7 protein-coding genes and 1 other RNA gene are annotated in these 21,682 nt (G+C 29.3%); 5 read left to right on the top strand and 3 right to left on the bottom strand.

Annotation, left to right across the window (positions count from 1 at the left end):
• The first annotated feature begins 147 nt into the window (after positions 1-147).
• The gene (recC, locus tag ERCISPPA3004_RS02280; RefSeq protein ID WP_157990492.1) at positions 148-3,507 is read left to right on the top strand and encodes an exodeoxyribonuclease V subunit gamma; all 3,360 of its coding nucleotides are present in this window, start codon (positions 148-150) and stop codon (positions 3,505-3,507) included.
• A 300-nt stretch (positions 3,508-3,807) separates the two neighbouring features.
• Here recC and glnA read toward each other — a convergent pair whose 3' ends face one another.
• Positions 3,808-5,217 (bottom strand): glutamate--ammonia ligase, encoded by a 1,410-nt coding sequence (glnA, locus tag ERCISPPA3004_RS02275; protein WP_157990491.1) that lies wholly within the window; start codon positions 5,215-5,217, stop codon positions 3,808-3,810.
• 1,208 nt (positions 5,218-6,425) lie between these two features.
• On the opposite strand from glnA, the gene typA reads away from it, so the two are divergent.
• Entirely contained in the window at positions 6,426-8,249 is a 1,824-nt protein-coding gene (gene typA / locus ERCISPPA3004_RS02270; protein ID WP_157990490.1) for a translational GTPase TypA, read from the top strand.
• A 1,089-nt stretch (positions 8,250-9,338) separates the two neighbouring features.
• Positions 9,339-9,815, top strand: coding sequence for a single-stranded DNA-binding protein (locus tag ERCISPPA3004_RS02265; RefSeq protein ID WP_157990489.1), 477 nt, complete (start codon positions 9,339-9,341; stop codon positions 9,813-9,815).
• A gap of 918 nt (positions 9,816-10,733) precedes the next feature.
• Here the strand turns inward: ERCISPPA3004_RS02265 and cls are convergent.
• Positions 10,734-12,194, bottom strand: a complete 1,461-nt coding sequence (cls, locus tag ERCISPPA3004_RS02260; RefSeq protein ID WP_157990687.1) for a cardiolipin synthase — start codon at positions 12,192-12,194, stop codon at positions 10,734-10,736.
• A 3,359-nt stretch (positions 12,195-15,553) separates the two neighbouring features.
• Here cls and ffs point away from each other — a divergent pair.
• Positions 15,554-15,650: signal recognition particle sRNA small type (gene ffs / locus ERCISPPA3004_RS02255), an RNA gene on the top strand.
• Between the two features lie 822 nt (positions 15,651-16,472).
• Here ffs and gshA read toward each other — a convergent pair.
• The gene (gene gshA, locus ERCISPPA3004_RS02250) at positions 16,473-18,038 is read right to left on the bottom strand and encodes a glutamate--cysteine ligase (RefSeq protein ID WP_157990488.1); all 1,566 of its coding nucleotides are present in this window, start codon (positions 18,036-18,038) and stop codon (positions 16,473-16,475) included.
• Positions 18,039-19,315: 1,277 nt separating this feature from the next.
• On the opposite strand from gshA, the gene pssA reads away from it, so the two are divergent.
• Positions 19,316-20,671, top strand: coding sequence for a CDP-diacylglycerol--serine O-phosphatidyltransferase (gene pssA / locus ERCISPPA3004_RS02245; RefSeq protein WP_157990487.1), 1,356 nt, complete (start codon positions 19,316-19,318; stop codon positions 20,669-20,671).
• The last annotated feature ends 1,011 nt before the right edge of the window (positions 20,672-21,682 follow it).

The raw sequence follows: 21,682 nt of genomic DNA, 5'->3' as shown, positions 1-21,682 counted from the left end.
ACATATAATTAATTATTATATAATAATAACTTTAATTATGCAATAGATTATGTTCTAGATAATCTTCTTGACAGTCTTTTCTATGCGATTCAATAATAATACTCAGTAATTAATAAAATAATCTCGTGCAATATATAGGATATATATATGATTACTGTTTACCATTCTAATCAATTAGAAATGCTTAAAATACTAGTTTGCCGGGAGATTAAAAAACAACCCTTGTGTCACCCATTATCCCCTGAAGTTATGTTAGTCAACAGCCCTAATATGATTCAATGGTTAAAACTTTCTTTTTCTATAGAGTTTGGTATTGCTGCTAATATTAACTTTTTGTCATCTTCTGACTTTATTTGGGATTTTCTATCTCTAGGTTTTCAAGGCTCTTTTAAAAAAAGAATATTTAATAGATTAAGTATGTGCTGGAAACTTAGAGTTGTTCTTCCAAATTTGCTGCTAGATGATACTTTTAGTACGCTACGTCACTATCTGCATAATGATAGTAATAATCACAAGCTATTCCAATTAACAGAACATATTGCACATGTTTTTGAGCAGTATATTCTGCACCGTCCACACTGGATTCATGCTTGGGAGGAGGGTCGCATAGTAGAAGAGTGCGGAGATTGTCAGTTATGGCAAGGGCCGCTATGGTTAGCATTAGTAGAATATACCAAATCTTTAGGAGAACCGGTATGGAGTCTTTCTGCTCTTTTTCAGCGTTTTCTTTTTACTTTACAACATATCGATAAGAATTTATCTATTGTTCCAGAGCGTCTATTTATTTTTGGTCTTTCAGTGCTACCCAACTATTACATTCAGGTTTTAGAAAAACACATGGATCTACATATTTTTTTTACTAATCCATGTCGATATTATTGGGGAGATATTCCGAGCGATTCTTTTTTGAGAGAATTATTAATTCATCGCTGTTATCATTATAAAGAAGAAAGATGGCTTCCACAATGTCGTGATCGTAAAGATTATTCCTCGTTATTTAGTATACCTTGTGAAAAACAACAGCTTACTAATCCACTCTTAGATTCGTGGGGGCGTTCAGAGAGAGAGAATTTATTGCTTTTAGCGCAGAATGAACCAAAAGAAATATGTGCATTTGTGGATATTGCACCTATCAACCTTTTATGCACATTACAGAAAGACATATTAGAATTAGAAGATCACTCAGTGATAGGTCTCAGTGGAAGTGAATGGAATAATAGTTTAGGAAAGCGAATTGTAGAAGTCAGTGATCGATCCGTAGAGATTCATTTATGCTATAGTATACAGAGCGAAATTGAGATTTTGCAAGATCAGTTACTCAATATGATGGCAGACGATCCAGAGTTGTCTGCTCATGAGATTCTTGTAACAGCGGTAGATATTGATATTTACACACCATTTATTCAAGCTATTTTTAGCAATGTACCATCTAATCGATATATACCATTTTTTATTTCTGATAGTCGTATTTCTAAGAAAAATCTCTCTATTAAAACTTTTTCCGCATTATTAAATTTGCTAGATGGTCGATTTAGCGCAGAAGAAGTTTGGTCTATTTTGGAAGTTCCTGTAGTTGCTAACCGTTTTTCTATTAATGAGAAAGGATTAATTGTATTACGTCGTTGGGTAATAGAATCTGGTATAAGATGGGGTTTAGATGATGATAATATACGAGACCTTGATTTTCCCATGACTGGCCAGAATACTTGGCGTTTTGGTTTAAATCGTATGTTATTAGGTTACGCTATGGATAGCGCAGAAGGTGAGTGGAAAGGAGTATTGCCTTTTGATGAATCCAATGGGTTAATTGCAGAATTAACAGGCTATCTATCTGAATTCATACTAACTCTCAATCGATGGAGAAAATGCATACGCAAGCCGCATGACTTAAAAAGCTGGATGCCAATGTGTCGTCTGATTCTTGATGATTTTTTTATCAGAACCTCAGACAATGAAGAAGAATTGGCGATGATTGAGGAGCGTTGGCATAATATATTACACCATGGTATTCAAGCCTCTTATAATCAGACTGTTCCATTCTTTTCTCTTAGAGAAAATTTATTATTGTATCTAAAAGAAACATGCTCGAGAAGTTACTGCTTGCCTGGATCTATAAATTTTTGTACATTGATGCCAATGATATTCATTCCAGTAAAAGTAGTGTGTTTATTAGGAATGAATGAAGGAGTTTTTCCACGTATTCAAATGCCGTTAAGTTTTAACTTAATTTATCAAAAAATTAAAAAGGATAATGATTACTATAATGATCATTACCTTTTTTTAGAAGCTTTAAATGCGGCTCAAAAAAAATTTTATATTAGCTATCTTGCTAAGTCAATTCAAGATAATACTGTACGTTATCCTTCTATTTTAGTAAGCGAGTTAACACAATATATTAGCCAAAGTTTCTGCCTGGCTAAAGATAGCAATAAAGACGTAGACACTAGCTCTCGATCGATCCTACAACATCTTCAGCATGTACATACCTGCACGCCCCATTTTTTACAGAAGTCTTTTATATCAAAAACTAAGTCTATTAACAGTACAATAGAATGGTCACCTTCTATTTATCATCAGGGTTTTATTTGGTCACCTATTCCTCAAGAATTACCTCATGAAAATGAAAAAAATTTCACTTTATATCAATTTCTGCAATTTTGGCGACATCCAGTGCGCTATTTTTTAAAATATAGACTTGGTATTATTTTTCAGAAAGAACAAGCACTGTTATTTGATGCAGAACCATTTGTTTTAAATAGTCTTACTCGCTATAAGATTGATCAAAAGTTATTAAAAGAGCTGATAAATAAACGTGATACCGAACTACTGTATAAAAACTATAGATCTTCAGGGCAGTTAGCTCATGGTGTATGGGGAGAATTGTTTTGGCAGGAAAGAGAAAAAGAAATACATGGCCTTGCTGAACAGATTTTACGATTTCGCGCGCCTACAGAAAACAAAGAAATACTATTAAATATTAAAGATATGACATTAAGTGGCTCGCTTGATCAAGTTCAAACTGATGGGTTATTACGCTGGCGCGCTGGTATGCTTAATGTTCGAGATGGATTAATATTATGGTTAGAACATTTGATATATTGTGCGATAGGTGGTCGATATATTAGTCTTATGTTAGGGTTTCAGGATAGTATTTGGCGTTTTTTACCAATATCAGCAGAAAAAGCAAAACAGTATTTAGAGTATTATATGAATGGGTATTTATTAGGCATGTCTAATCCTTTACTATTGACACATTCTGGAGGTGCTTGGTTACAAGCATGTTTTGATAAAAAATTAGGCATAATCTGTTATAATGATATAATGCAAAAAAAAGCATATAAAAAATTTTTTGAGTGCTGGAATGGATCTGATTATATGCATGGAGAGAAGTATGATTATTTTTTGCAGCGATTATTACCTGATTTAGACACCGCAGAGATGCAGACTATGATATTAGCAGCAGAGAGCTGGTTTCTGCCAGCAATGCGCTCTCATCAGATAGGATAAATAAGCACCTAATTTTATTAGATGTGTTTAATTATTTTTTATGAGACCATGAATAGTCATTCAATACCTAAAACAATTAAGAATATAGTGCTTTTTGATAAAAATTAAAAATTTTTAAAAGCATCTTAAAAAGATTATATAATTTATGTGTACTAAATTATAGAACAATCTAACTTTACTAGACTTAAAGCTAAAGCTAAAGCTAAAGCTAGAGCATATCTTTCAATATGCTCTAGCCACGATATAGTAATATTTTAATTTAATGATACAACAGGATAAAAGAATATTACACATATAACTCTAGACACTATAATAAAGTTCAAACTCAACAGGATGGGGAATTTGTCGGAGACATTTTATTTCTTCTCTATGTAATGTAATATATGCGTCGATGGCATGGTCAGTAAATACATTACCTTGAGTTAAGAAATCACGGTCCTGATCTAAGGCAGACAAAGCTTCCTCTAAGGAGCTTGCAACTTTTGGTGTAGAGGTCTTTTCTAACTTGGATAACTTGTACAAGTTTTTATCTCTTGCTTCACCTGGGTTGATTTTATTAATAATACCATCTAAACCAGCCATGAGCATTGCAGAAAAACATAGATAAGGATTAGCCGACGGGTCAGGAAATCGGACTTCAATTCGGCATTTTTTTTGATTGGAAACCATTGGAATTCTAATAGCAGCTGAACGGTTCCGAGAGGAGTAAGCAAGCATAACTGGTGCCTCATAACCTGGAACCAAGCGTTTATATGAGTTGGTAGTAGGATTCGTTAATGCATTAAGTGCTTTTGCATGCTGAATTATTCCTCCTATGTAAAATAATGCAAGTTCAGATAATCCACTGTATTGATTGCCTGAGAATAAATTAGTATTCATCTTAGATAAGGATATGTGGCAATGCATACCGGATCCATTATCACCGTAGATTGGTTTAGGCATAAAAGTAGCGGTTTTACCATAAGCATGAGCAACATTATGCACTACATATTTATACATTTGAATTTCATCAGCTTTTTTGATTATAGTATTATAGCGAGTAGCAATTTCATTTTGACCTGCAGAAGCGACCTCATGATGATGCGCTTCAATAGTAATGCCCATCTTTTCCATCATCAAACACATTTTAGCTCGAATATCATGTGAGGAATCAACCGGAGGTACTGGTAAGTACCCCCCTTTAAGTTTTGGTCGGTGACCTTTGTTACCGCCTTGATATTCTTTGCTAGTATTCCAATGAGCTTCAATATCATCAATGAAAACATGTGACCCGGAAGTACTGTGTCCAAAACGAATATCGTCAAACATAAAGAATTCCGGCTCTGGTCCAAAAAATGCATTATCTGCAATACCAGATGTGTGTAAAAAATCTTCTGCTCGTTTAGCTATAGAACGCGGATCCCGATCATATCCTGTCATAGTATCTGGTTCTAAAACGTCACAGCGTAAAAGAAGTGTTGTATCTACAAAGAAAGGGTCAAGGACGGCAGTAATAGTATCTGGCATGAGAAGCATATCGGATTTATGGATATCTTTCCAACCATTAATGGAAGAGCCATCAAACATTTTACCTTCTTTTAAAAAACTGTGATTTACTTGGTGAGCAGGGATGCTCATATGTTGTTCTTTACCTTTCGTATCGGTAAAACGTAAATCAACAAATTTCACTTGATTATCATGAATCATTGACAGAACATATTCAGCTGACATGTTTAACATCTCCTGGACTTAGTCATTACTATTGCATTGAAAATTGTGATTTTTTTCATGTGTTTGTGTTATTATAATGAGCATTCAATAGATACTTTCGTAACAAAAACAGTTCTATAAATATTTTTAACAATTAATTTTAATATTTTTTTGTTTGATTTTTTGAGTATCCTTGCGATTTTTCTGTAAGCCTATAAAAGTAAATAGTAGTAATTTACCTTTAGAGGATATTTATAATTCAGATTAATTAGTATATATTAAAGAAGAATTCATCATGAAGATTATCTTATGAGAATTCAATATAATATGTACTATATATTACGAAAGAATGCCTTGTAGTTTAATTTTTAAGTAAATATACTTATAATGTAAGTAATAACAATGATTATTATATTGTTTTCTCTATACTTATGGATTTACCTGCGATAAACATTCTCTATATATTATTTAGTAGCAGTATGCACTAGAATTGTAAAATTTTTATTTTATTAGAGAAGAAATGACTACATGCTTTTGTGTTTTTATATAGTGTCATTATATAATATGTATGTCTAAACTGATCTTGGTTTTCTTGATGTCTTTACGAGCGAAGCATGAAATGTTATTTCTTTAAGTGAAATATAGTATCACTAGAGTTTTTTAGATTATCAGTTTCGAGTAGCATTTGAATGCTTCTGGACTAATCTATTTTTCATAGCGTCTTATAGCACTTACGCCTAAGCAATACTTAATAGCTATTATTGATGATTGGTCAGTATCATTATGTGGCGCATGATAATTCGTTGATTTTACTCTAACTTCTTTATCTATAAAGCCTAAAAGAATATTAAATAGTAAAAAATATAACTTTATACCCTCTATAATTTAGATTATGGCATAATATAACTTTAATCGCATGATTAAAAGTTGTTATGTTTTTATTTGAGGGATATCCTCAAAAGAGTTATAATTATTCTAGAAAGTGATTGATATACTATATAATTTAACAAATTTGTTATATAATCAGATAATGAAGTAATGGATTATTACATTATTTTTCTGATAAAAATCAAAAGTTACATTGCTGTTCATGTATCCTTATATAGAAGGTGAATATCTGTTAATCAGTAAAATTGAACAACTAATATTACATGATGCAATCTATTTTTACTACTGCACGAATCTAAGTATTATGATAGTGTTATACTTATGATACTTGAGGATAATTTGTGATCGAGAATTTGCGTAATATTGCCATTATTGCTCATGTTGACCATGGAAAAACTACTTTGGTTGACAAGTTACTTTTGCAGTCGGGTACTTTAGATGCGCGAACTGAGTTTTCTGAACGCATCATGGATTCTAATTTTTTAGAAAAAGAACGCGGGATTACCATTCTTTCCAAAAATACTGCTATTCAATGGAATGGATATCGCATTAATATTGTTGACACTCCTGGGCATTCTGATTTTGGGGGCGAAGTAGAGCGTGTCTTGTCAATGGTTGATTCTGTTCTGCTGGTGGTTGATGCAATAGATGGTCCGATGCCGCAAACACGTTTTGTAACTAAGAAAGCTTTTGAAAATGGCCTAAGACCTATTGTAATCATTAACAAAATTGATCGTCCTGGTGCTCGTCCTGACTGGGTTGTCGATCAAGTATTTGATTTATTTGTTAACTTGAACGCACATGATGAGCAACTTGATTTTCCAGTTATTTATGCTTCTGCTTTAAATGGTACTTCAGCGCTAGATTATCAAAATATGGCAGATGACATGACTCCTTTGTATGAAGCAATTATTAAACATGTTCCTCCACCACAAGTTCAGGTGGACGAACCATTTCAAATGCAAATTTCTCAACTGGATTATAATCATTATGTTGGTGTTATTGGCATTGGTCGTATTTCTCGTGGGGCAATCCAGCCAAACCAGAATATTTCTATTATTAATAGATACGGAAAAATACGTAACGGTAAAGTTAGCAAAGTATTAACTCATCTAGGTTTGGAGCGTATAGAAACTAGTAAATCCGAGGCAGGTGAGATTATTGCAGTTACTGGATTAGGTGAGCTTAATATTTCTGATACTCTTTGTGATCCACAAAATATAGTAGCATTACCAGCACTTAATGTTGATAAACCCACTGTAACTATGTATTTTAACGTTAATACATCTCCTTTCTGCGGAAAAGAAGGTAAGTTTCTAACTTCACGACAAATTTTAAATCGTTTAAATAAAGAGTTAGTACATAATGTTGCATTACAGGTTGAAGAAACTGAAGATGCTGATACATTTCGAGTATCAGGGCGAGGCGAGTTACACTTATCCGTACTTATTGAAACGATGCGTCGAGAAGGATTTGAGTTGTCAGTATCGCGCCCTAAAGTGATCTATCGAAAAATAAATGGGCATATTCAAGAGCCTTTTGAGAGCGTGGCTGTAGATATTGAAGTGCAGCATCAGGGTGGTGTAATGAAAGCTCTCGGTGAACGAAAGGGGGATATAAAAGATATGGTTCCTGACGGTATGGGTCGTGTACGTCTTGATTATCTTCTTCCCTCTCGTGGTTTAATTGGTTTTCGTACTGAGTTTATGACGTTAACTTCTGGAACAGGGTTATTATATTCAACTTTTAGTCATTATGATAACATTCGTTCAGGTGCAATTGGACAGCGTCAAAATGGAGTTCTGATTTCTAATGGCCAAGGTAAAGCAGTTGCGTTTGCTCTTTTTTCTCTTCAAGAAAGGGGAAAGTTATTTCTTGGACATGGATCCGAAGTATATGAAGGACAGATTATAGGTTTACACTCACGGGTCAATGATCTAACAGTAAACTGTTTAACAGGAAAAAAACTAACTAATATGCGAGCTTCCGGTACTGATGAGGCACCTACTTTAGTGCCAGCTATAAAAATGTCTTTAGAACAAGCCTTATCGTTTATTGATGATGATGAGTTAGTTGAAGTAACGCCTCAGTCAGTTCGCATTCGTAAACGTCTTTTAAAAGAGAATGACCGCAAACAAGCGCACAGAAAACTATTAAAATTTTAAAATTAGATAATATAAATTAAGAATAGCTATTTAATTAACTCTTACATAATATTAGTATAGTGATAGTTAGCTCATTATTTAGTTTATTATCACATAATTATAAAAGGTAATTTTTAATTATATAAAAATTATACTAAATTGTACTATTTTTTCTAAAAGTGAGTTTTTAGCGTCATTAAATAAAACTATGAGTGTTTTGAAGTTGGATTTCATATATTATGTGCTTTGCTGTTAGTTATATTATATTCTCTCTTTACGAATATCATTGAGAACATCTATAATAAGATTTATATGTAAATATACCTATTATATAAATATAATATTGATGTAAGTCTTGCAGTTGAGAATAAGTAATGAAAAATATTAGTTTTTAGATATGAAGTTTAATATTTTAAGAAGTAATCTTTTGCTAAGTCGAAAGTGTCTTAAAGATATAGAATAAGATTAATATTTTTATTTGAATAAGAAAATTAAATAAATTTAATCAAAAAATTAAGTAATTTCATATATATACGTAATCTATCATACATGTAAAGATACCTAAAGAGCATTGCTCTGTTATTTTATTTTATTAATTATTTTATCAACACATGTTTTCAGAAAATAATGTTTTTTAAACATATTCAGTGATTTTTGCAATAATTTTAAAAACTGTACTTTGAGTACATTAGTTTACAGTGATTTAGCAATAAATACTTTAACTTAATCAATAAACTAAGTTAGTGAATCAATCATAGAATTCACCATTATATTTAAGCATAAAAGTAAAGCATATATGATTTTTGTAGTTAGCTCAAATGAATTGAGTATAGTGCTAATTAGTACTTTTATGTTGCAGATTTTTAAAATATAGGTTGTATTTATAGTACTTAAGATATCTTTGACTTTGCATGATGACTAAATAATACATCTAGTCATTAGATGCAAATAGGAGATGTAGTAATATATGTTTTGCATATCGTATTTATTTTTATCAAACTTTTATTTGATGTTATTAAAAACACTAAGAAACAATAGATAAAAAGATTTAGAGTTTATGCGTAATATCCAGATTAATTATTAAAATTATTATTTATTGGAGGTAATGGTATGGCTAGCAGAGGTGTTAATAAAGTCATTTTAGTTGGCAATTTGGGACGGGATCCGGAAATACGATATATACCTAATGGTAGTGCTGTTACTAATATAGCTATAGCTACTTCTGAAAGCTGGCGTGATAAACAGACTGGAGAAACAAAAGAAAAAACCGAATGGCACCGCGTAGTTCTTTTTGGAAAACTTGCTGAAGTAGCCTGTGAATATCTTCGTAAAGGCTCCCAAATATATATTGAAGGATCTCTTCAGACACGAAAATGGACTGATCAAGCTGGAATTGAAAAATACACTACCGAAGTGGTAGTGAATGTGGGTGGAACTATGCAGATGCTTGGTGGGCGTATACAGGGAAATCATACATTAAATAATGAAGTCCAGCTCTCTCGTTCTGCGCAAAAACCTTCCCAACTAGATAATACCTCATCTCATGCTGAATCGATAGTTGATTTCGAAGATGATATTCCTTTTTAAGTAAAAATGCTTTATTTATTGCTTCTTATATTTTCGTTCTTCGCTAAAATTAGATCTTTTTATTTATATACTATATATGTAAGTTAAAATGTTTTATGTATAAGAAATTGATATGGATCAATAAAATGTTAGAAAAAAATTGATAAGATTAGAATCATAGAAATGATTTATGTATATTTCTAATATACAGTATAGACTTAGATGGTTCTTAGTGAGTTATGACATAATAGGTATGCATATTATTGAGTATTTTATTAAATGCACTATTTAATTATTATATATAATTATAATAAAAAATATATTCATAACTCGTAATATAGAAATATTCTATATTCAATATTTTATACAATATCAACGATAATAATCATAATTTATATAAGTTAATAAATAATATAATATGTATTAAAATTTAAGAATTTATACAAAAGCACCTTAGATTCTATTTTACATTAGAATTAGGTGATATACAGTCAGTTTGTGTTCAGTTGATAAAGTTCAATCATAAATTTGTAATAATATTACTTAGTGACTTATTAAACATTAATATGATTATTAGATAATGGCTTTAATATAGTGACTATTTGATAATAAATATTATATTCGTGATTCAGTTAATCGTATCTTTGATATTTTATTTTTCTAAAATTCTGTGATATATTTTGAATATTATATTATTTTTAGGTTTTTATTAGTTTACTTGAGCTCTGTAGTAAAATTTTCTGAATTGTAAAAAAAAATACTGTTAACATCGAATATTAGTCATAATATTTTTAAAATTTTAGTAGAAAAGTACATATAAAGCTATCAGTAAGTAGCGGCTTATCTAGAATATATTACTTTCTAAATATTAGTAATATCATCAGAACATGATTATTATCCCTAATAATTATACGATTTTACACTACTATAATTATTGATTTATAGTAGTGGACTAAAGAAGTAGAATAACCGCTCTAAAATACGTTGCCAGTAAGAACGCTGAACCCAACAGTTTATATCTATTAAGCGAGATTGAGAGATATAATTTTCTTGGACATGCGCCAGGTCTTTCCCAAATTGATGATTATCAATGACCAAGGTGATCTCAAAGTTCAGCCATAAACTTCTCATATCAAGATTTACTGTACCAATCAGACTGAGTTGTTCATCAACAAGAATGCTTTTGCTATGCAAAAGCCCGCCTTCGAATTGATAGATTTTTACTCCAGACTCAAGTAATTCACTAAAAAATGCTCTACTAGCCCAACGTACTAGTAACGAATCATTATGAAGCGGAATAATAATACTGACATCAACACCACGGTAGGAAGCGATACAGATAGCATGTAATAGATCATCACTTGGAATTAGATAGGGAGTGGTAATTATTAATTTTCTACGTGCTGAAAAAATCGCGGTTAATATTGCTTGATGAATCATATTCTCTGGAAAACCTGGACCTGATGCAATTACTAAAATAGTATGATCATTTTTTTTCTCAAAAAACATAACATTATTATCTGGTTTTATTGGTAAAATTCGTTTTCCAGTTTCAATTTCCCAATCGCCAGAATAAATAATCCCCATAGTAGTGGCGATTGGGCCTTCCATACGCGCCATTAAATCTATCCATTGACCAATTCTTGTGTGTTTTTTAAAAAATCTCGGGTCTACTAAATTCATACTACCAGTATAAGCAATATAATTATCAATTAGGACCATTTTACGATGTTGCCGTAAATCCATACGTCTAAAAAAAATTCGAAGTAAACTTACTGGTAACGCCTCTACTACATCTATTCCAGCATTGCGCATTCGATTTGGCCAAACCGTTCGAAAAAATTCTACACTACCAGCAGAATCAAGTAAAAGGCGGCAGTATACACCGCGTTGCGCAGAGGAGATGAGCGCTTCTGCAACTTCATCAGCCTGTCCACCAGGCTGCCAAATATAAAATACCATTTCAATATTATGAGATGCCTTGCGCACATCGTGAATCAATGCGCGTAATGTATCATAACTACTAGTTATGAGCTGAAGTTGGTTTCCTTGGATTCCAGAAATTCCTTGTCGATTCTCACAAAGTTCAAATAGTGGTTGAGCGATCTCACTGTTCTTTGTAGGATAAAGGCTTGGAGAAGACTGTAAGGTCTTAAACCAGACTGTCATAAAAGGCCACATTCTACGCGCTCGTTGAGCTCGGCATTGACCTAAATGTAACTCTCCTAGAGACAGGTAGGTAATAATTCCTAGAAGAGGTAAAATATAAATAATTAGCAACCAAGTCATCGCAGATGGCACTGATCGGCGTTTAATTAAAATGCGACAAGTGATGACGGCTATTAATAACCAGTAGCCAAATATTAGTAACCAGCTTATTGTGGTATAAAAAGTTTTAATCACATTAATCATCCTGTGTACAGATGCATATTTAACTTGTTATAGAAATCTGGACCAGATAAAAAGGGGAGGCTCGTATCAGGGATAATTATAGTGTCTGATAAATACTGGTTAAAGTTTTTTAAAATTATGTCATGTGATGGTTTATATATATTAAAGAGTTTTTGCTGCAAGCTTTTAAGCTATCAAGTTTTGATATACGTGATAATAGAGATTATAAGAACTCTGTTAGAGTTACTATATGAATAATTACATACTTTATGACGATATATAAAAGCGGTAAGAGTTTTATATTTTGTGCACATGTAGAGCTCTATTAGTTCTTACCATGACTGATGATTGTATAGTAATTTCCTGACTTGGTAGTAGTAGTTATGCGTATTTATATATCGTTAAAAGATCTGTTTTAGAAAAAATAGTGATCTATACTTCTTTATTTGCAGGTATCAGAATAATAGCTAATAGAGATTAGAAGAATATCTCCTAACTAGAGTAAACCAATATATAAAATATTTATATATTCAATCACTAAAATATCAAGAGTTATATATTAGAAGGATTTTTTCTTAGTTTAAACAGCATTAGGTGCAGACTTGTATAAAAAAATATCTATTATCGGACAGAATCTGATTATTTTGGTAGAGTTAAAATTGCGTATATTAGAGAATCTGTATTTTATACTCCAGCGGAGGCTTTCTATTTTATCATTTATCATTAGGGCTCAGTAATTCCTGTAAATTGTAATTCTATATAAGCGTTACGTGCATTGAACTACATGTAACAATATTAATGGTAGTATTAATTTTATGCATTTAATCGTTCTAATATGTTGTGTATAAAATAATCATAGTGAATGATTTTATAACATAATATAATAAAATTTATGCTTTAGGTTATAAGAGCGTGTATTATAACGCTAAAATATTATTCGTTTATTCTATAAACAGTAGCACATTGACTGTTAGTTTCAGATAAAAGATCATTATATGTAATTATTATGTTAATTTTTTTACAATGTACCTGATTATTTTAAATAATAGGATAGTTTTCTTATGATATTATTATTCTTAAGGTTATTTTTACAATCTTTGGCTTTATCTATGATGAGAGGATCTTATGCTAATTCAGTAATAATTTTTACTTATTTTATAGGGTGTGGTATTTTTTAATATTGTCAATTTAAGCAGTCTTAGTGTTGTTTGTGAAAGCCTTTAGTTAGTGGAATTATTTTATCGTGTATTAATTGTGTGTTTTATAGTTTGTTAGCTAAAGCTTAATATAATGTAAAATGCTTACAGGGTTTGTTATTTAAAAAATCATAATGGAATTAGTTTACAAAATATCATATAAATAATTACGAGTAATATTAGATGCCTTTATTTAATGATAATAAATGATTGCTAGTCGCCTTAAAGAATAAAAGGATAGAAGGATAAGGCGTAAAGAATAATCTAAAAATGCACTGAATGACTAATATATTGATAGAAATAAATCTGTTGATATTTTAAAGATCATCAATAACGATTGTAGTTATGGTTTAAATAACTAAGATAATTTTTTTATAGAATATTAGATGACACAATGTACATGCACTAATTTTTGATGTATACAGCCTTAATAGCTTGTGTTGAGATTTTTTATAACTTAAAAGCTAAGTAATTATTAGATTGATGAAGGTTAGTATAATTAATTAGTATCTTTTATTAACTCACTGCAGGGGGGGTTGATTAATTAAATACAAAATAAAAAATTCGGTAAGATATACTAATATGATAAAAAATAAATTTATTTTCGATATTGTCTATTCAAAATAATAATTAAATATTTTATTTTAAATTAAAACTTTCAAAAGCAGATAGTAAAGATTGTAATTGATAAATATATATTTTATATTATATAAGTTGTATAATTATCATGATACTTCATAATAATAATTATTTCTTATATTTATAGATAGAAGTTTAAATATTAATATAAAATATAGAAATTATAATATGCAATGTAAAAAGATTAAGAGTTTATATATCAAATATTAGATCTTTTAAATTATGGTTAGCATCATTTATGGCAAAATGTCATTTTGTCTTGAATAAAGGTTCTTTAATATTGTTTATTTATCATGGTTTAAACTATGATATAGAAAATATATGTTTATATAAAAATATATATAATTTATATTAATCTAATAGATAAAAGATTTTTACGTATACACAATCAGTTTAGTAAGTTGAGTTTTTTGAAAGAAAATTATCCCAGAATGACCATTTTGTGCAATGTTTATTTATTGTAAAATTTATTTTTGAGTATAATGGATAAAGTATTTTCACTGTATTTGAAATAGTATTTTACTGATAATATGCAGGGTGAGTTATATTTATTTTGTATAGAGTAAATAGATTCTATATATAATATGTTATTTTAATTTAAAAATAGAATGGCATACAGAAGATATTATAAGAATCTAAAATATAATGACCGTTAGATTTATATATGTATTTACTGTGCTTATATAGTATAAAATTTATAAAAAGTATGATCTCTTTATTATTAGCATACTAAGAGTAATCTCTATACGTTTTTATTACTAATAATTTTAACTTTATATAAAAAAATAAATTTCATTTATTATGGAATATAATTCCAATACCTTTTATTCAGATAGATTTAAAATTATTAATTAAAAAATATTCATAGGTGAGAGTCATTATCATTATATAAAAATTTTATTCATTAATAACGTGGCGCTTCATAGAGTGTTGTGACTGTCTTCTAATTAACATCATAGTAGTATTTTTTCGTTTTATCAAAAAAATCTCTAGGAAAATCAAGAATCTTAATGTTTCTTCTACTTTAGAAGCACTGATTGATTGCATGATATTATTTTGATCTGTAAGATTTATGTCGGAGTTAAGTACAGGATGCTAAATATTAAGTTTCAGTCTAAACATGTATAACGAATCTAACAGAATTGAATTTTACTTAATGTATTAAATAGAAATAATTAAACTATTAATTATTTTTATATCTTTTTTCTATTGAGTCAATCGTAATTATTATATTGAGATGTTTTTTAATAAAGTAATGTTTCTTGTGTTCTCTTTGTGATCATTGCAAAAAATTTATAAAATATATCTTGTAATAATAAATATACTTGTGATTTTAGTTAAAAATTCTCTTTTATCATACATTATATATGACAATGAAAATATTCAATATATTGTCTACTAACTATTAGAAGAAAGGTAAATCATCATATGTTATTATAAATAATACTCTATATTCTAATATAATGCTTGTATTATACATAAGAATAATAGATAATGTTTTTATTATACAATAAGTATGTTACTAAGGGGACTTTGTTAGTCATCTGCAATGCTAGTTTGCCAACTCGGTCAGGTTCGGAAGGAAGCAGCCGTAACAGATAATGCATGTGCTGAATACAGCTAGCATGGTTCCCACCAACATAGCTGATTATTTATATCTAAAATTATTATTGGTGATATTATCAATATATGTTTATATAACTTATTAATAAATTATATATTTAAAGATAATTCATAAAAATTGTTTTTAATTGATATATATTTTTTATTTTATATAAAAGTATGTCATAATATTTTTATTATTTTCTTAGACTAATTGTAATAATATAATTATAGATTTCTTTTGAATAATATTGAGAGAAAATTGATTTGATACATTATAAAATCTATCAAAAGATACTTTGTTAAGAATTTTAAAAAAACTATTATATGAATCTCTATAAGATATAATTTTGTTATGTATTTTTATATAATACCTCATTTTTTATCTTTAATATTTTTAATATTTTATATTAAAAATATGTTTTAAATATTTTTATTATTTTATGTCAAGTTATCTGATAACTATCACAATAAGTAATATTTTCTGAGTTTCAGAAATAGTGTCATGAATGTATGAGAAGACGGTAGATAAAACCTAAATTTCAATTTATTTACATAAAGAACATATAAAATAATTTGTTTGTTAGAATGAGCAATATCAGGATTGATTTTTTTTAACATTAATATGTTATATTTATAGTGATTTTTTATCTACTCTGTTAATTAATCTAAAAGAAGTCATAAGTATTAAAGAAAAAAAGCTACTTTTTTTATTAAGCTATATTGTTCATGTATAATAATACATAGATTAAATATGATTAATCTCATTATTATAGATATGAATTATATTTATATAATTAGATTTATATATGGATATTAGAAAAAATAATATTTGAATTTAAACATAATATTAATTATATATAGTATATATGGTATCTAATTTTTGAATTTTTGTATCAGTAGCTTCAAGTTTTTCTTGGTTAATTTTAGATTTTTTTGCTTCATTAATAAAGCTATGAGTTTTTAGCACTTCTAGAGACTCACGATTGAACTTTTCTTTATATTGCAAAGCTAAAGAAAGGCCGGTATTTTTAATACCATTAGATTTTAATATTGGTAATAAACGACCGGAATAGGTTAAATTAGGATTGTCAAAAAATTTTTGTAGATTTTGACAAACTTTTTGATAGTTAGGATATTTATTGAAATTGTCTAGTATTTTTCCTATTCGATTTAAATCATACAAAAGATTTTTTCCTATTTCAGAGACTAAATGCTGAGTTTTTTGACAATCAATGTTGATAGTTTGCCCACATTTACGGCCTTCAGTAATAATTAAATCCCAATTTTTACGTGTATTCAGTAACCCAAAACTATCTATATTGGGAGCCTCAGCAATTGCGCACCAGATTAAAAACATATCTAAAAAACGTATTTGTTCAGATGTGATACCAATAGGTGAAAATGGGTTAATATCTAATGCGCGAACTTCTACATATTCAATCCCCCTGAGTTTTAACGCATCAGATTGAGCTTCTCCGCATCGTGTGACTCGCTTAGGCCGTATGGGTATATAAAGTTCATCTTCAATCTGTAGAATGTTCGTATTTAACTGTATTCGATTTTCTTCTTTATCCTTTACTCCCATCATAACAAATCTCTTTGATGGAGTTTGCGTCGCTTTTTTTAAGCTAGAAACATAATCTTCAAGATTGTTGAAGGTAATATCTACAGCGTTCTGAGATCTATTCAGATAACCTATTTCACTTAGGCGTAATGAGGTTGCATAAGGTAAAAAAAGCATTCCATTTTCACTATACTCAAACGGCAGCGTACTGGTTTGACCTTGCATAAACGAAGAGCAAATAGCTGGCGATGCACCAAAAAGATAGGGAATTACCCACCCAAGGCGATAATAGTTGCGGATCATTTGTAAGTAACCTGCGGAAATTATTTCTTTTTCACATCTTTCGTCATATAAATCTGCCCATGATTTCCAAAAAGATAACGGTAGTGAAAAATTATAATGCACCCCTGCAATAATTTGCATTAACGCGCCATAGCGATTTTTTAATCCTTGTCGATACTGCGTTTTCATTTGACCGAGAGATGAAGATCCATATTGCGCAAGTTGTATTTTTTGGTTTGGATGTATTTTACATGGCATGCTCATTGGCCACATAAGCTCTTTTCCTAGGTTTCTAGATGTATGACGATGAAGATCGCTAAGAAATGCTAATAAATGATCAATATCATCATCAGCTGGTGTGATTAATTCCAGAAGCGATTCTGCAAAATCTGTAGTAATCCATTTATGAGTTAGCGGTGATCCAAAACATCTAGGGTGTGGAGTGGTAGCAAGTAATCCATTAGGGTTTACACGTAGAGTTTCTCTCTCAATACCTCTTCTTATCCCTTTGATAGAATCAGGATGAGATTCCAACCAAGAAAGAGCTTGCGATACATCCGGGATCACAATTTACCTCCTATTAAGAGCAATTTTTATAATAAAGCATGATGTATTTCATGCGCCGAGGTGATGTTATTGAATATTTCCAAAAAAGACAACTGATCTTGATAGTTAGGACAACTAGTTTTACTATAAATAATATGTAACTGTTGAGTATGTATGATGTGATCATGCAATATATTTCGGAATTATCTTATGTTACAGTATAAATTTATCATATTGTCTTATGACTGAGTTTATTGGGTCGTTAGTTAATGATCATAATTAAGTGGTTATAGTTTTTCAAAAAATATTTTATAAATTAGTTAATACTTTAAGCATATGTTTTTAGGTTATAACAATATAAATCTTAGTTCAGATAATTTTAACAAAAGATAAAAAATACTATCCCTCTTTAGTTTTATTTAGGTAATCTCGTAATATTTGTTTAGATATTTATTTATCAATACTTTTCTGAACTTTTACTGCACTTAAACATATAAAGTCTGCTATTGGTTAAATTATCTGTAACGGAAATTTTTCAAATTTTTCTATTATTAAACAATGCGAGAGTATTTATGTAAATATATACACCATTTTATTTATGATATCTCCTGCGGGAGATAAGATCCAGATCTTTAAGCATACATGACAGATTTAATAGTTATGCAATACATATTAGTAAAATATATCTACTATAAAAATAGATGCAACGTATGACATAAACCCTCTGTATGTGCTAGAGTATTCTTAGATTAGAGTACGATATATGTACTTGATTTAAGCATAACAGTATGTGTAGTGTTAATGATTTTTTAAAACTTGATCAATAGAAGATATCATAAAATTTTATTAATTCCAGTGTATAATATCAGTGTACTTTTATAGATTAACAACATTGTAGAAAAAATATGCTTTATATTTTAGTCATATAGTCATTTTATAGCAAATTAATATAAAATATATAATAAGTATATAATAGAAAAGAAAATTTTTTTAGTGAGTGTGTACAAAAATAGATCTAGAATGTGTATGTTTATACTGATTAAAATTTTGATATATTATCGTTTCATGAGATAGATGATGTTATGTAGGTTAAATCATTTATGATTAAATATTATTAATGTTCTTGAAAATACTTCAGATATATATTCATGCAATAGAAATAAACTATAATTTAGATTAGTTTTATAGCTCGATGCTTTTAATGGACTGCGCTGTATATGAAAAAAAATTTTTATAACTAGGCGTCGCAGTTTGCCAATTTCTCATTAATTATTTCAATAAGACAGAAGCTCGCTGTAATGTTGTTCAAATCTCAACGTAATAGGCATCAACAATACCTTATACAATTACCTAAAATTTCACAATCAGTGGTTGGTTTTAGTACGTTATTTTCACCACTGGACTTTCGATCTGTTTTATTAGAAAAAATTTCTTCGGCTACGCAGAGAATCTATATTCTTGCCCTCTATTTAGAGAATGATGAAGGAGGTCAAGAAATTTTTTCTGCGCTCTATACTGCTAAAAAACAAAAACCTCATTTAGATATTTGTGTATTAGTAGATTGGCATCGCGCAAAACGTTGTCGTATTGGCGCTCATATTGGAATGACTAACGCTGATTGGTATTACTTAATGGCTAATAAAAACCCAAATGATTCCGTTCCTGTTTATGGAATTCCTGTAAATAACAGGGAAGCATGGGGTGTGCTTCATCTCAAGGGGTCTATTATCGATGACACTGTGCTATATAGTGGTGCAAACTTTAACAATGCCTATCTACATCAAAAAGATACTTATCGCTATGATCGTTACCAATGTCTGAATAACCGGATATTAGCGGATACAATGCTGCAATGGATTCAAAGCAATCTATTACAAGACAAAGCTGTTTATAGACTAGATCAAGGGGATCGTGCTACCCGATCAGATATAAAAAATTGTACTCGAAAGTTGCGCCGGGCCTTACGTGAATGTCATTACAAATTTCAATCGAATGGACAATATGAAGCTCTTTCTATAACCCCTCTTCTAGGCTTAGGAAAACATAGTGTTCTCAACAAGACAATTTATCATTTTATGTTGTCTACTCAGCATGTTTTAATGATTTGTACTCCTTATTTTAATTTACCAGCAGTTCTGGCAAGAAATATTCTGTTTTTATTACGACAAGGAAAAATGATAGAGATCATTGTTGGTGATAAAACTGCTAATGATTTTTATATTCCAGAAGATCAGCCTTTTACTCTGACTGGCGTATTACCTTACTTATATGAGATTAATTTACGTTCTTTTCTTAGCCAATTACAAAATTATATCAATATAGGACAGTTAATAGTTCGTGTGTGGATACACGGTAAAAATAGTTATCACCTTAAGGGATTGTGGGTTGATAACGAATGGATGATGCTAACAGGAAGTAATTTAAATCCACGTTCTTGGCGTCTAGATTTAGAAAATGCTATCTTAGTACATGATCCATTACAGCAATTAACGCAACAACGTTTTCATGAATTAAATGTTATTCGTCAACATACTTTTTTCATAAAAAACTATCAAGATTTAGAAAGTATCTCTGATTATCCAAAACCGGTGCGTAAATGCATCCGTCGCTTACGGCGTATACATATAGACCAACTAATTCTACGTCTTTTATAAATAGTTATTAGGTGCATATTTTTGATATTTTTTTCTTTTGGAATCTATATAATCTAAATATAGTTATAAATATTTAATTGGGGGTCGCTTATTTTATATAGACTAAATTAGTGAATTATAAACGATTTATAGATGTAATATGCAAGGCTATAAAGATAGGGTGCATTCTTTTATGATTTTAAAAAAATAATGATATGTGCTTTTGCAGATTACATAAATGATTTTTTAGCCTGATTATGTACTACTCAAAATGTGTTACATATACTATATTAAGATAAAATATATTAAAATCACAATAATTGCTATAAAGATTAATATTAATTATTAATTATAATTTTGCAGAAATTTAAGAGTGTGTTATATTTTTTCTTAATGTAAATAATAGTATTTTTTAATTTATTTCTGTTTGAGTCAGTTCATTAAATGTATTGAATATTTATTCAATACATTAATCTTATCTATTAAAGCATATTAGTAGCATAGTGGTGGAAATTTTTAGTACATGCATTAATGATCAATCCTTCCTGTGTTCAATAATTATTATTGTGTCTCTGTGATTTTATAATTATATTTTTGATCTCTTGATTAGGTCTTTTATATATAAAAACATGATGTTAATTGATTATACCTTCAGTAAATATATTTTTTGTAAACTATATATTTTATATAACTAATCGTATAATTGGTCACGTGTCATATTAACGCTAGTTTAATAGAAGTACCATTTATTGTTTTTATATAATCTTAATGTGGATTATTAAAGTTTTTTATTTTTAATTAATATAAAATTTCTTATTGAGTTATTAAATTATTAAACATGTTCACTAATTATAACATTCAATAGTTTAATATAGTATATAATCAGAATAATTTTTCTTAGTAGTCTATTTAGATAACTTTAAAAAAATTTTATTAAATATTACAATTTTTAGTAAAAATATTTTTTATATTTAAAGATATTAATACATCATAATGATGTAAGAAAGAATACTTTGTATATATTTGTCTACT

It is taken from the genome of Candidatus Erwinia haradaeae, assembly GCF_900698995.1.
GTDB classification, from domain to species: Bacteria; Pseudomonadota; Gammaproteobacteria; order Enterobacterales; family Enterobacteriaceae; genus Erwinia_E; species Erwinia_E haradaeae_C.
The sequence above is the reverse complement of the archived record's forward strand: the minus strand, read 5'-3'. Positions and strand labels throughout refer to the sequence as shown.